Origin of the sequence: Leptotrichia wadei (genome assembly GCF_007990545.2) — a bacterium.
In the GTDB taxonomy this organism is placed as follows: Bacteria; Fusobacteriota; Fusobacteriia; order Fusobacteriales; family Leptotrichiaceae; genus Leptotrichia; species Leptotrichia wadei.
On record NZ_AP019829.2, the window covers coordinates 2,224,666 to 2,239,307 of the forward strand.

Consider the following 14,642-nt stretch of genomic DNA (forward strand, 5'->3'; position numbering starts at 1 on the left):
TCCTTAAAAAATCATCTTCCCATAACATTAAGTTTCAATTCCCCCAACAATTTTTTATCACAAAAAACAGTCGAAATCAAAAGTTTTTCATAAATAAATTCTTTTTTCTCAGCAAAATTATTTTTCTCCAAAGTAACATCCAAAAATTTCAAAAATCTTTTTTCAATTCCCAAAGCAAAAGCATAAATATACATTTGCTGAAAATTTTCGATTAATTCATTTTCACTTGAAAAAGTGGGAACTTCTAATTTTTCAAAATTTAAAATGTATTTTCTGAATGATTCAATTTCATTCATAGCCAAAAGTCCATTTTCAGTATATCGCGCGATTAACTTTTTGTAAATAAAAAATAAAATTATAAATGTCAGTGGAATTAAAATATAAAATCTTAGTCCAAATATGAACGCAATATTTGGCAACATAAAACTATACAACGAAAATAAAAATACCAATGCAATAAAAATTTTTAGTATTTTTGGGATATACTTAGAAAATATCGGTAAAAATAATATTCTTAGCCAAAGACTTTCCAAGAAAAAAACGATTATTGCAGCTAAAACTATAAGTCCAAAATTTCCTTCTGTACTTCCAAATTTTACATCTTTACTTGTCATTATAATTGAAGCTAAAATAACTCCAAAATAAAAAATATAAAACCCTGAATTTTTCTTGTAAATTATAAATTCTTCCAATTTTTCAGGCGACCAAAATGAACCTAAAAACTTTTTCTTCGTCCTTTTATAAATTTCAAACATTTTTTCAAAAAAAGGATCTAAAGATTTTTGATTATATGAACTCCTTGAAGAACCGTTACTCGAATTATACGACGAAGAATCCGAAGAACCCTTTAAAATTACATTTATCAAAAAAGCTACTAAAAAAGTTATTAACACTTGCAAGACTTCTCTAAAAATCTCTTTTCTTTTATCAATATTTTTTTCATCCATTTTTGGCAATTTCTCTCTATTCCCAAAACTTTGATAATCACTTAAAATCCCATTTTCAGAATCCGACAAACTATCTAAAACCCATCGCTCTTCCGCAAAAAGCTCATCTTGTCTGTAGTAATTACTTTTAGATTTTTCCAAATTTTTCTTATACAAAATATCCGATTGAAAATCCATATTTTCAAAAAGTTTTTCTCTTTTCGCAGTTATAAAATTTTTCTCAACCAAAGAAAATATCCCAATATGAAAATTTTTCTCCGTCCTCGAATTATTCAAAATTCCAACTCCCATTGCAGAAATACTTTTCGGAACTTTCAATTTTGGTAGTACATCTTTTTTGAAAAAGTTTTTACCCCAAAATTTTACTGTCAAAAAGCAGTAAATCAATAAAATTGTAATCGCAATTATATAAATAATTGTTATTTCTCTCATAAAATCCTCCAATAATAATTAAAAAATTTCAAATGAAATTTCTTCATTATTCCTTATCATTCTCAACTTCTTTCTCATCATTCCACTCGTCTCTAGATTTGCTAGAATTAAGAACATATCTCGATCCTGAAAACATTATTTTTGAGAACATACTTTTCATACTTCCACTTCCTCCAGCATACACAAATGTTTTTTCAAATGAATAAACCCTTGTCAATTCCAATAATGAAAATAATCTTAAAATAAATCCTATAACAAAAGCAAATCTTATAGTGTAAAATTGTTCTCCAAAAATATAAATTACACCATTATTAATAAATTTTCCTAAAATTCCACCAAATATTCCTGCTACTATTGCCATTGTCTTTTTTCTACTTCCAAGAATATTATTTACCTTACTTGTAAATATTTGCAATAGATATCCAGCCGTCGGTAAAGACGACACAATCGAGATAAAAAAAGAACTCATATTAAAATAAATCGCCAGACTTAACAGTACAAAGCTCTGCATTCCTACCGAATACCCATTAAAGAACATAACTTCTAATATTGTATATTTTTTTGTATTTTCTATCGAACGTTCTCTATTCATATTTTCCTCCAATTTCTCCTGTCGCCACTAATCGACGATCTAAAAAAATAGGCAAAGAGAATTAAATTCAAAACTGAACAATCTCTTTGCCTAACTACATATTTATTTTCTAATTTTAATTATTTATTACCACCAAATAATTTACCAATCATTCCAGTCAAATCATCCATTACATTTCCATCTTTATTCGCATCCAACAAATTTGTAATCATACTCATAATTCCACCTTCTCCAGCAAAATTCGCTGCAAGATTTGAAGTTAAATTACTAATTCCTTGTGCGTCTAAATTATTTTCCTTTTTTTGCTGCCCCAATACTCCTAAAACTAGTGGTGCTAAAGTTTCTAGAATTTTTATACTGCCTTGTGCATCTAAACCGCTTGATTGGGAAACAGCATTTGCCACATCCTGTGTATTTCCACCAAATAAATGGTTCAAAATTCCTGCTCCATCTTTTAAATCAGGATTTTGCAAATAGCCCCCAAGATTATTTAATACTGCTCCATCGTGCTGTTCCAACGCTTTATTCAATCCCTGTGCTTTTTCACTATTATTTGCATTTTTATTAACTGCCGCCAATATTGCAGGTAGAGCTGCTGCTACTCCTTTTTTCACTTCTTTGCTGCTCCCACCAGCTTGCTGAGCTAATTTCTCTAAATCCTGTCCTTGTAAAAGTCCCAATAATGCTTCTAAATTCATTTTTCCTCCATTTTTTATTCAATTTAAAGTTATTTATTTTCTCCTAATTTTGCCAATGTTTTTTCATCTACTTTTTTCTTGTTAATAAAGTTCAATCTTTGAATACTTGTTACAGCTTTTTCATCTTCTGATTCTCTGGCAAAAAATATAAGCTCTCCTGTTACAGAATCTATTCTTATTCCATAAATTATACCATTTGTATAAGTTAGAAGGCTTGTTAATTCTTTTTCTCCTAAACTTGACAAAATTTTTGTATAAATTGCTCTCGCTTCTGAATCTTTAATATTTTCATCAGACACTTGTATTAAATTTACAACCATATTTTCAATAATTCCCAAATTAGCTCCATTTACATTATTAACTTTCAAAAATATGCTAGTTGCACTTATTCCACTATAATCAAGGGCATAAATAGCATCTCCTCTTGAATGTATTTTGGCATAATAATAATTTTTATTCTCATAGGTTAATTTTTCAAAATTTTCAATACTTATCTTATTTTCTTTAGATTTTTTTGAAAATGTTTCAATTATTTTTTCTATTGAATTGTTTGAAAAAATATTTTCCTTTGCAGTTTTGCTTTGTATATTTTCAAGGTTATTCTTTTTTTCTTTCTTTACACTTTCTTTTTTATCACAACCTATCAAAAAAATAAATAAAAAAAGTAAAATTATATTCATTTTTTTATTCAACATTTTTATTACCACCTAATTCTTTTTATACAGTAAAACCACTTCAAAACCGAACTTAAATATTATATTTTATTTCACTATTTCTAAATTCAATTTTACTTAATTTTAGTTCGATATTAAATGGATTATGTATATTTGATACATTATACAATATTAATCTTAATTTTTCCACATTTTTTCATAAAAAAAGACTATTTATAAATAAGCTAATACTTATTCTTTAAATAGTCTTGATTTTTCTAATTACAGCAAATTATAAATATACAACCATAATTTTTTATAAAGACAAAAACTTATTATTATTTTTCAATTCTTGTATAAGGCATTAAAGCTATTTGTCTAGCTCTTTTAATTGCTTTCGCAATTTTTCTTTGAACTTTAGCTTCTAATCCTGTTACTCTCGCAGGAGAAATTTTCCCCTTATCATTCATAAAGTTTTTCAACAATTCAACATTTTTATAGTTAATATCTTCTACTTTAAATTTAACTTTTGGTCGTCTTTTTCTTCTTTTAAATTCCGTAACTGGTTTAGCTCTCATTAAATTTACACCTCCTAAAAACTTTTATAACAATTTTTATTATAAAACTTGCCTAGCTATTAAAATGGAAAATCTTCATTATCATCTGTATCATCATCATTTTCGTATGTATCGTTATGAACTGGCTTATTGCTATTATTTCCGCTATAAGATTGGTTTTGATTATATCCACCACCATTATTGCTACTTCCTGAACTTTCAACAAATTCAAAGCTATTTACAACAACTTTTGTTGATTTTCTTTTTTCACCATTTTGTTCATAACTACTTACATTCAAACGTCCTTGTAAAAGAATCTTTCTACCTTTTCTAAAATATTCAGCAATAGTTTCCGCTGTCTTTTCCCAAGCAACACAATCAATAAACTCAGCGTCATCTTTTGTTTTTTGTACAGCTAACGTAAAATTAGCATACGCTTTACCTCCTGAAGTATACTTCAATTCAGGATCTCTTGTCATTCTTCCCATTAACATTACTACGTTCATAAATTCCCCCTAATTTTGATATTTATTAAATTTTAAAATAAAAACCTCAAATTTTTGTATTTATCAATCAGAATACTTTAAATTAGTCATTTTTAACAATCATATATTTTAAAATTGATTCATTAATATTTAGTTTTGATTCAATTTCAGTAAATTTAGTTCCATCTGCTTGGAATGTTGTTAAAACATAATATCCATTTTCTTTTTTCTTAATTGGATAAGCTAATTTTCTATCTCCCCAAACTTCTGTTTTAACTTCAGTTGCTCCAGCAGCTTTTAATGTATCTTCTACAAATGCAACTCCAGCTTGTTTTTCTTCATCTGTTAGTTGTGTAGATAAAATAAACATAATTTCGTAATTTCTCATTTTCTTTCTCCTTTCCTATGGCTTTTAGCCCTACTTCTAAAATAGAGCAGGTTCTTTAATTATAACAAAAAAGCCTAATAAAATCAAGTTATTTTCAAAATTTATTTTAAATTCTTTTGAAATTACATCAAAATATACTCAAATTACTTTAACTTTAATCAAGCAAACTTAACATTTTAACAAGAGATCCAAAATTTTTAAGTTAAATTTCAAAGTAATTTTTCCACATAAATTTATCAAAATTTTGTAATTTACTTTAACAATATTAGACTTTTGAATCTAATTATTCTTCAAAAAATGGTGGTAATACAAAATCTCCTGGATCTTCCACTTTTTCTTCATCATCTTCATAATCATTTTCTTCGTTTTGATAATTAATTTTTTCGTTATTTTCTTCTTCTTTAACTTTTTCTTCTGATGGTGCAAATCTTATTGTTTGTGAAGATTTTGTATTATTTGAAAAAGATTCTTCTTCAAAGTCTGTTGCTACCAATGACACGCTTATTGTTCCTTCTAATTCAGGTTCCATAATATAACCCCATAATAAATTAGCTTTATCATGTCCTGCTTTTTCTGAAATTGTTTGAGCAACTTCTTGTATTTCCTGTAATCCAATATCTGGACCAGCTGTAACATTTATCAATATTTTTCTTGCACCTTCAATAGATTTTTCCAATAGTGGACTGTTTAATGCTTGAGCTGTTGCACTCTTAGCTTTTTCATCACCATTTGCCTCACCAAATCCTAACATTGCGATTCCAGAATTTTGCATAATAGATTTTATATCTGCAAAATCCAAATTTACAATTCCTTGTTTTGTAATTAAATCAGAAATACCCTTTATTCCCATTTTTAAAACTCCATTTGCTTCTTTAAATGCGTTCATTAAAGAAATATTCATTCCAGGTATTTCAAATAATCTGTCATTTGGAATAGCAATTAAGGTATCTACATTTTCTCTTAAATTATCAATTCCAATTGCGGCATTGTTCTTTTTTAACGGTCCTTCAAAACTAAAAGGCTTAGTTACAATAGCTACAGTTAAAATTCCCATTGCCTTTGCCACTTCAGCAATAATCGGAGAAGCTCCTGTTCCAGTTCCACCACCCATTCCGGCAGTTATGAATAACATATCTGTACCTTCCAAAACATCTTTTATTTTTTCTTCTGATTCCTTCGCAGCAATTCTTCCCTTTTCAGGATCTGCACCAGCTCCCATTCCTTTTCCTAAAAGTACTTTTATAGATGCTTTTGATCTATCTAAATCTTGCTGATCTGTATTTATCGCTATAAAATCAACAGTTGTTATATTACTCTCTATCATATCGTTTATTGCATTTCCACCTGCTCCACCTACTCCTACTACTTTCAGTTTTGCCGCATTGCTAAAGTTATCCATTTTTTCTTTGCTACTTAAATTTTAAATTAACTTAATAACTTTTAAAGTAGCTTCTCCTTTCTTTTAATTTCACGTAAAACATCATTTTACAACAATTTTATCTATAAATCTCAGATCCATAGAAATTACTGGACGTTTTTTTCTTATTTTTTCATATAATCTATATGCTTCTTCATATTTTTTTTCTGTTACTGTCGTTTCTGTTATTATTCTTACATTATTTGTAAGAAGTATTTCATAATTTTTTTCAGATTGTCTTATTTCTGAAATCATAGCATAAAAGTCTTTGTTTTTTATTTTAGAAAGTATCGTCTTCATTGCATTTAGACTTTCATCATCTGTGTAATCTATTATAGGAATATTTTTTGCAGGTTCTTCTAGAATATCACCATATATTTTTAAATCCTTGTCAGCTAAAAGTGTTTCATCTCCCTTTTTTATATATACATAAGGCTCCCTTTCCTCAAGAACAACTTTAATTTTACTCGGAAAAAGTTTTTTTACTGATACTTTTTTTACTCGCACATCCTTTTTTATATGGTTTTCAATCTCATCAGTATTTAAATATATGATATTTTTACCTTTCATTTGTTCAAGTTGAGCTGTTATATCTTGTCTAAGTAAATCAGACTTACCTTCCACTAAAACTTCCTGAACTTTAAAATAATCCGTATCAATAAACATTTTACCAAAAAACATTATTCCTGCCAATAAAAACAGTAAAATCAATACTTTAACTGGATTCTTCATTTTTAACTCCATTTTTTATATTATTATACACTTTTTTTTGATTTTATTCAATATATTAAATAAATTTATTTAAATTTAATAGTGAAATTGATTCAAAACTGAACTAAAAAACTATAATTTTCATTTTAAAACTTATATTTTAAAATTTTTGATTTGATTTTTTATTATTTTTTTAAAATTATAATTTCCGTTTCTAATTTTATTCCAAATTTTTCAAAAACAACTTCCTTTACATGCTCAATAACTGAAATAACATCATTAAATGTGGCATTTCCTAAATTTGTCACAAAATTTGGATGTTTTGTAGAAACTGCCGCATCTCCAACTCTATATCCCTTCAAATTAGCATCGGAAATTAATCTTGCTGCAAATTTTCCTTTTGGATTTTTAAATGTGCTTCCTAAATTTGGCAAATCCAGTGGATGTTTTACTTTTCTTTGCTGTCTTTTATCCTCTGAAGCAGCCTTGTCAAATCCAAATCCAAATTTGAAAAGGGCAGAAATTACAATCCATTTATTTTCCTTTATCTCAGTTGTTCTATATTTAAAATTTAAATCCGTTGTTTTAATTTTTATAATTTCCCCATCATTTTTACAAACTTCCACTTCTTCAATACAGTCGAAAATTTCTGTTCCATAGGCTCCGCCATTCATATTCACAAGCCCACCAACAGATCCTGGAATCCCAGTAATATTTTCTAAACCTGAATAATCATTTTTTTCCATAAATTCTATCAAATCATCCAAATCTAATCCAGCCTCTACTCTTACAAGATCATAATTATTCTCTTTATTTTCATTTCTAACTTTTTTTTCAACTGTTATATTTTTTAATCTTTTTAGCGATAGAAAACTTATATCTAGATTTCCATCGTTAATAAGAGTATTTGTACCATTTCCCAAAAGGAAAATATTATTTCTAGTTTGTAAAACTTCCTTTAATTCATTTTTATCATCTATGAAAATAAGCTCCTTTGCAGTTCCACCAACTTTCATATTTGAATATTCCTTCATTTTGGCATTTTTTACTATTTCCATTTTTTATTTTACTTCTCCCTCTTTGGATTTCTATTTTTTAATCATACTTATTTTTCCATCTTTTTTAAGTCATCTGCAATTGCATGAGCTACTCTTGATACACTTCCAGCTCCCATAAATACATAAGTATTTCCACTATTTCTATCATTTTTTATAATATCTTCTATTTCTTCCTGAGTTTGCACTCTCACATTTCCACCAATTTTTTCAGCAAGAAGTTCTGAAGATACACCATAGGTATTGTCTTCACTTGCTGCGTATATTGGAAGTAAAACTAAATCGTCAGCTTCCTTTAATGAAGTTACAAAATCATCAAAAAAGAATTTTGTACGGCTGTATCGATGTGGCTGGAAAATTACAGTTACTTTCCCTTTTTCAGTTTTATGTGCCGCATTTATTGTAACTTTTACTTCTGTTGGGTGATGTGCATAATCATCAATTATTCTTAAATTATTATCATAAATAACTTGATATCTTCTCTTTGCCCCTTTAAATTTCAAAATTCTTTCCTTTACTTTTTTCATATTACAATTAAATTCATGGGCAAAATAAATTACTGGAAGTGAATTTGCAACATTATGCTCTCCAGGAATACTCAAGCTAAATGTTCCCAAATTTTCACCTTTTTTTACAGCTTCAAAACTTGTTATTCCATTTTCCACTCTTATATTTTTAGCATAAATATCAGCTGTCTTGTCCTTTATGCTATACCATACTATATTTTTATTTTTTAAATTAAGCCCAACTTTTCCAACAGTATCTTTACAAAGAATCGCGATTCTTTCTGTACTGTCAATAAATTGTTCAAATGATTTTTTTATATTTTCAAATGTTCCGTGATGATCCAAATGATCAGCTTCCACATTTGTTACAACAGAATATTTGGGTTTTATATACAAAAATGAATTGTCACTTTCATCAGCTTCAGCAATAAAATATTCTGAATTTCCAATTTTACTGTTACTTTGAATTTCAGGAATTATTCCTCCAACTACGATAAATGGCTCCTTTTCTAAAAGTGCTACACTCATCATTGAACTTGTAGTAGTTTTTCCATGAGTTCCTGCAACAGCGATTCCATCAAATCTATTCATTATTTCTGCAAGTAGCTGCCCTCTTTTTACTTTTTTGATATTATTATCAACAATATATTTGTATTCCGGATTTGTTTCTTTAATTGCTGTTGAATATACAAACAAATCTATTCCCTTATCTTTCACATTTTCTTCAACTTGTCCAATATAAACCTTTATTCCCAGATCTTCCATATCTTTTGTTACAGCTTTTCTTTCTAAATCTGAACCTGCCACATTAAATCCATCTGCTGCTAAAATTTTTGCAAGTCCACTCATCCCAATTCCATTTATTCCGCTGAAATATACATTATTTACTTTTGATAGCATAATTTCCTCCAAATTTTTCTTTTTCCAATTTTATTTTTATCTCTGTATTTTCTGTTTAAAGTCCCATTTCATTTACTATTATCTCTGCTGAATTTCCCTTTTTCAAGGTTTTTACATTTTCACTCATAAATTCAAGCATTGATGCCTGACACACTATTGATAATGCTTCATCAATCGCTTCTTCTGCAGTTTCGTTTGTAAATATTTTTGCACCATTTGCATATTCCAATACATCTGCATTTTCCTTTTGTCCGACAAAGTCATAAGGAATCAATATTGATGGCTTTTCTAGCTGAATAAGCTCAGAAATAGTCGAAGCTCCAGCACGACAAATTACAATATCAGAAGCCGCCATCAATTCTGGAACATTTTCAAAATACGGTTCAACTACCGCTGTACCAAAATCTCTTATTCTATAAGTTGAAGCCTCGTAATTATCCTTCCCAGTTGCCCAAAATAGTCTTATTTTCCCATCTTCCAATATCGTTTTCCATTTTTTTAAAATAGCTTCATTTATATTTTTGGCTCCCAAACTCCCACCAATTACAAGAATTACTTTTTCATCATCCTTTATATTTAGTTTTCTTCTTTCCTCAGCTTTATTTTTTCCATAAAATTCTTCCCGCAATGGATTTCCAGTTACTACAAATTTACTCTTGTATTTCCCCTTAACACTTTCAAGTGTATTCTCAAAAGCAACAAATACTTTTTTTGCACCTTTGTAAAACCATTTGTTTGCCTGACCCATTGTGTGATTTTGCTCTTGAAGATAATATGGTATTCGCAATATATTAGCTGCTACTAATACCGGTATTGTTATATAATTTCCAAATGCTATTATTTTTGTAGGTTTTTCCTTTTTTAGTAGCTTTATTGTGCCTATAGTTGCTGCCATCATTTTAAATACAGATTTTATACTTCTTAACGGCAATACATCAAGTCCTATAAATCTAAAATTTTCCTTTGGAACAATATCCTTTTCCATTCTATGCTTTGTACCAATAAATAAAGTATCTATTCCCCTTTCTCTAACTTTTTTTGCAATTGATAGGGCAGGATAAATGTGTCCACCTGTTCCACCTGTAGTAAATACTACTTTTTCCATCGCTTTGTTCTTCCTCTCATTTTATTTGATTTATTACATCATATAATCAATTTCATTTAGTTCATCCAACTGGCTTCCCATCTCCTGCTTATACAATGTTCTTATTATATTATAAACAACACCTAATATCATCATCATTCCAATCATTGTACTTCCTCCATAGCTCATCATTGGAAGTGGAATTCCTGTAGAAGGCATAATTTTACTTGCAACCGCCACATTTCCAATTACCTGTGTTGCAATTGTTATAAAAATCCCAGCTAAAAGATATTTTGCATATAAGTCTTTTATTTTTTTTAGAGTAATTCCTATTATAATTAGCAACGCCGCATACAATCCAAGCAAAAATACTACCCCTAAAAATCCATTTTCTTCAGCATACCCTGCAAAAATATAATCTGTATGTATTTCAGGTAAAAATCCATATTTCTGAAATCCATTTCCATAGAATTTTCCAAAAATTTTGCCATTAGCTATTGCTATCAATGACTGCGTTGTCTGAAATCCAACATCTTTAGAAGCATGGGCTGCAATCCTGCTTGCCCTATAACCAACTTTCATTATCCCAAACCATCCTAAAATTCCACCTAATGCCGTATAAAGTGCAATTATCGAAAATTTTAATTCTGAAACGAATAAATAAGTCATTCCGATTATTGCAATTTGTACTGTATTACTAAATGATTTTTCAAAAAAAATAAGAAACATATAAATTCCTGTGGTTCCCATTATAACGATACTTGATAGCCAAGGATATTTACTTATTTTATTTTGTATTTTAAGATTATACACAAGAGTCGAAAGAACGATAATTAATATCAATTTTACAAATTCTGAAGGCTGAATAACAACACCCATTCCAAGATCAACCCAACGCTTGGCACCATTTACAGTTTTCCCTATTACTAGAACCATCACAAGTGAAAAAGCACCTGCAACATACAAATATTTTGTTATTTCCCTATATTTTTTATAATTAAAATTAGCAGTAAATAAAAATCCTAGCCAACCAACAGTTAACCAAATTATTTGCCGTAGCAAAAAATAATAGCTTACTCCATACTCATTTTGTGCCCTTGGAGCACTAAGGCTCGCCATGGTTATGATACTCAATGATGAAAGTATTAAAATTACTATTACAAATCCTGTTCCTAATATTTTTTTTCTATTCAATTTTTTCTCCTAAATTCTATTTTTTCCAAAAGAAAAACTATTTTCCAATAATTTTTTCCGTCAATTCCTTAAACACTTTTCCTCTGTGCTCAAAACTTTTAAATTGACAAAAACTAGATGTTGCAGGTGAAAACAATACTGTCTGATCTTTTGAGAAATCCACTTTTTCCTTCAAATAATTCAACACATTTTCAACTGTTTCCAAATTTTTATAATTTTTATATCCGACTTTTTCCATATCATCAATCAAAATCTGAGCATTATCCCCAATCAGATAAACAAAATCAACCTTTTCCTTAACTCTTTCAATCAAAGGCATATTATCAATTTTCTTATCATCTCCTCCTAAAATCATAATAATAGAATTATTAAACGAATCAATCGCCTTTAATGTTGATTCTACATTTGTACCCTTAGAGTCATTGATAAACGTCGTATTTTCTTTTACAAAAAAGTTTTCCAGTCTATGCTCAAGCGCAGTTGTCGATTTTAAAAATTTCACTAATTTTTCATTTTCCACATTCAATATTTTTGCTGAACTTATCAAAAATAACATATTTTCCAAATTATGTCTACCCTTTAATGATAGTTCATCCGTTTTCATCAAAATTTCTGAAATTTCATCAATTTTTTCACTAAAATTCTGAATTTCATCAATTCGTTTATTCAAATCCTTTATTATACGAATATTATTTTCATAAACAAAAACATTTCCTTTTGCTTTTGTACTCAAATATATCTTTTGAGCCTTTATCTTTTTTTTTAGCTCACTTCTTTCATACAATTTTGCAAAAATTTCGTCATCCAGATTAATCAATGCAAAGTCATTTTCTGTCTGCTTATCAAAAATCGCAAATTTTGTAATATAATAATCCTCAACTGAATTATATCTTGTTAAATGATCTGGTGTCAAATTAATTATTCCAGCAATATTTGAATGAATTTGCGGATTATTTTCCAATTGGTAGCTGCTAAGCTCCAACACAATATAATCCAGTTCTTCCTCATCAGCCACCAGCTTTGCAAATGAAAAACCCGCATTCCCGGCAAGTTTTGCACGAAATCCAGCAAAGTTAAGTAATTCTGCCATTTTAGTAGATGTGGTAGTTTTCCCATTTGTTCCAGTAAATGAAATAATTTTTATATTTTTATCCACATATTTATAAGCCAAATCTATTTCTGAAATAACTTTAACATTTTTTTCCTTCGCAACCTTTAAAAGTTCTGCCTTCCAAGGAATTCCAGGACTTTTCACAACAAATTCAATTTCCTCTTCATTCAAAAGCCTAATTCCTTCTTCTGATGGCATTGCAGCCTTATCATCTATTAAATATACTTTATATTCATTTTTTTCCAGTAATTCCTTTGCACCAAGTCCACTTAACCCAGCGCCGAATACAATACCTTTTTTATCCATGTGATTTTTTCCTCTCTATATTATTTCTATATTTCAAATCCCTAAGTATTCAACTAAGTTATTTTTTATTTCAACGCAAAGGGGAACAGTCACCATCCCCTTTTATTTCGCAATATTAGTTATTACAATTTCTTCAAATTATAACATCTGAATATTTTGGCGAAAGTGCTACGCACTAATCCCCGCTTGTCTAAGCATTTTTTGAAAACAAAATCGAAACTCGCTACGTGTAACTTCGCTCAAACAGCCGATTTTATTTCTAAAAAATCACGACACTTTTAATTTTAATTACAAAAGTTATTTTAATAATATTACCAAGCAAAAAAATTTGTTAAAAGAAAAAATAACTTGGTTGAATACTTAAAGAATAAATTTATTATATTCTTATTTACAATTTCACTTTTCATAAAATAATAAATAAAAGCATAATTTTAAAAAACAAAAAATTAGATTGCAGGGGAAAATCCCCTGCTTTATTTATCTTAATTTCAAGATTACAAATGTCAATAAACAAGTCATTATCGAAACAATCCAAAATCTTATTGTAACTTTAGTTTCAGGCAATCCTAGCAATTCAAAGTGATGATGAATCGGTGCCATTTTAAACACTCTTTTTCCAAAAGTTTTAAAGTGCCAAACTTGGATCATAACCGACAATGCTTCCATAATAAATATAAAACCTGCGATTGGAAGCAGTAATTCCTGTTTTATAAAAATGACTACAATTCCTAAAATTCCTCCCAATGTCAAAGATCCTGTATCTCCCATAAATACTTGCGCTGGATAAAAATTATACCATAAAAATCCAATTAATGCTCCAATTACTGCAGCAAGATAAACTATTATTTCAGCCGCTTGTGGAACGTAATAAAGATTTAAGTATCTTGCATATTTTACATTCCCAGTTAAGTAAGTTATGATTAAAAGCGTAATACTTACTACAATTATAGGTCCACTTACAAGACCATCTAATCCATCTGTTAAATTTACAGCATTTGAAGATCCAATTATCACAAAAGCTATAAATACAAAAAATAAAATTGGTGTTATATAAATATAAGAATTTTTTATTATTGGATTAATTATTGAAAAATCAATCGTTTTATTGACAAGTCCATATTTATAAACAAACCAAAATGTTAATGCTGTAATTATCATTTGTCCCAATATTTTTTTCTTTCCAGAAAGCCCATTTTTATGTCTTGTTAATTTTAAATAATCATCATAGAATCCTATTGTTGTAAATAAAATTGTAATTATAAATAAAAATATAATAAATTTATTTGTAAAATTTCCAGCGACGGCAGTTGCAAATAGAATTGCTCCAATTATTAAAATTCCTCCCATTGTAGGTGTTCCAGATTTATCAAAATGTGATTTAGGCCCCTCTTCTCTTGCCGTATCTCCATATTTTTTCTTTTTTAGCCAAGTAATAAACGGTTTTCCAAAAATTAGCATAAATAAAAATGCGATCATAAATGCTACAGAGGCTCTTAACATTATTGATTTAAAAATACGTAAAACTCCCCAGTTGTTTATAAATAAACCTTGTAATAAATATAACATTATTTCCTATAGAATCTTCTTATTTAGTAATTTATAGTTA

At 28.5% G+C, this 14,642-nt stretch carries 15 protein-coding genes; all 15 read right to left on the minus strand.

What is annotated here, in order from left to right:
* Window positions 1-11: 11 nt before the first annotated feature.
* The 15 genes from FVE73_RS10235 to mraY all read right to left on the minus strand — a co-directional run bounded on the left by FVE73_RS10235 (window position 12) and on the right by mraY (window position 14,602).
* Window positions 12-1,379, minus strand: coding sequence for a DUF2207 family protein (locus FVE73_RS10235; protein ID WP_018498445.1), 1,368 nt, complete (start codon window positions 1,377-1,379; stop codon window positions 12-14).
* A 46-nt stretch (window positions 1,380-1,425) separates the two neighbouring features.
* The gene (locus FVE73_RS10240; RefSeq protein WP_018498446.1) at window positions 1,426-1,971 is read right to left on the minus strand and encodes a hypothetical protein; all 546 of its coding nucleotides are present in this window, start codon (window positions 1,969-1,971) and stop codon (window positions 1,426-1,428) included.
* Window positions 1,972-2,090: 119 nt separating this feature from the next.
* Window positions 2,091-2,669 (minus strand): DUF937 domain-containing protein, encoded by a 579-nt coding sequence (locus tag FVE73_RS10245; RefSeq protein ID WP_018498447.1) that lies wholly within the window; start codon window positions 2,667-2,669, stop codon window positions 2,091-2,093.
* A gap of 29 nt (window positions 2,670-2,698) precedes the next feature.
* A complete protein-coding gene (locus tag FVE73_RS10250) occupies window positions 2,699-3,364 on the minus strand; it encodes a hypothetical protein (RefSeq protein WP_018498448.1) in 666 nt (221 codons plus the stop codon).
* A 296-nt stretch (window positions 3,365-3,660) separates the two neighbouring features.
* Window positions 3,661-3,900 (minus strand): 30S ribosomal protein S18, encoded by a 240-nt coding sequence (rpsR, locus tag FVE73_RS10255; RefSeq protein ID WP_018498449.1) that lies wholly within the window; start codon window positions 3,898-3,900, stop codon window positions 3,661-3,663.
* A gap of 59 nt (window positions 3,901-3,959) precedes the next feature.
* On the minus strand, window positions 3,960-4,385 hold the full coding sequence (locus tag FVE73_RS10260) for a single-stranded DNA-binding protein (protein WP_018498450.1): 426 nt from the start codon (window positions 4,383-4,385) through the stop codon (window positions 3,960-3,962).
* 82 nt (window positions 4,386-4,467) lie between these two features.
* On the minus strand, window positions 4,468-4,752 hold the full coding sequence (rpsF, locus tag FVE73_RS10265; RefSeq protein WP_018498451.1) for a 30S ribosomal protein S6: 285 nt from the start codon (window positions 4,750-4,752) through the stop codon (window positions 4,468-4,470).
* Between the two features lie 283 nt (window positions 4,753-5,035).
* Entirely contained in the window at window positions 5,036-6,151 is a 1,116-nt protein-coding gene (gene ftsZ, locus FVE73_RS10270; protein WP_018498452.1) for a cell division protein FtsZ, read from the minus strand.
* A gap of 81 nt (window positions 6,152-6,232) precedes the next feature.
* Complete coding sequence (locus tag FVE73_RS10275; protein ID WP_018498453.1) at window positions 6,233-6,901, minus strand: cell division protein FtsQ/DivIB; 669 nt, start codon at window positions 6,899-6,901, stop codon at window positions 6,233-6,235.
* 164 nt (window positions 6,902-7,065) lie between these two features.
* Window positions 7,066-7,938, minus strand: coding sequence for a UDP-N-acetylmuramate dehydrogenase (gene murB / locus FVE73_RS10280; RefSeq protein ID WP_018498454.1), 873 nt, complete (start codon window positions 7,936-7,938; stop codon window positions 7,066-7,068).
* 47 nt (window positions 7,939-7,985) lie between these two features.
* Entirely contained in the window at window positions 7,986-9,341 is a 1,356-nt protein-coding gene (murC, locus tag FVE73_RS10285; RefSeq protein WP_018498455.1) for a UDP-N-acetylmuramate--L-alanine ligase, read from the minus strand.
* 55 nt (window positions 9,342-9,396) lie between these two features.
* Window positions 9,397-10,446 carry an undecaprenyldiphospho-muramoylpentapeptide beta-N-acetylglucosaminyltransferase gene (gene murG, locus FVE73_RS10290; protein ID WP_018498456.1) on the minus strand — a complete coding sequence of 350 codons (1,050 nt, stop codon included), beginning with the start codon at window positions 10,444-10,446 and terminating at the stop codon, window positions 9,397-9,399.
* A gap of 33 nt (window positions 10,447-10,479) precedes the next feature.
* Entirely contained in the window at window positions 10,480-11,619 is a 1,140-nt protein-coding gene (locus FVE73_RS10295; protein ID WP_018498457.1) for an FtsW/RodA/SpoVE family cell cycle protein, read from the minus strand.
* A 37-nt stretch (window positions 11,620-11,656) separates the two neighbouring features.
* Window positions 11,657-13,036: a UDP-N-acetylmuramoyl-L-alanine--D-glutamate ligase gene (gene murD / locus FVE73_RS10300; protein ID WP_018498458.1), complete on the minus strand. Its 1,380-nt coding sequence runs from the start codon at window positions 13,034-13,036 to the stop codon at window positions 11,657-11,659.
* A 477-nt stretch (window positions 13,037-13,513) separates the two neighbouring features.
* Window positions 13,514-14,602, minus strand: coding sequence for a phospho-N-acetylmuramoyl-pentapeptide-transferase (gene mraY, locus FVE73_RS10305; RefSeq protein WP_018498459.1), 1,089 nt, complete (start codon window positions 14,600-14,602; stop codon window positions 13,514-13,516).
* Between the last annotated feature and the right edge of the window lie 40 nt (window positions 14,603-14,642).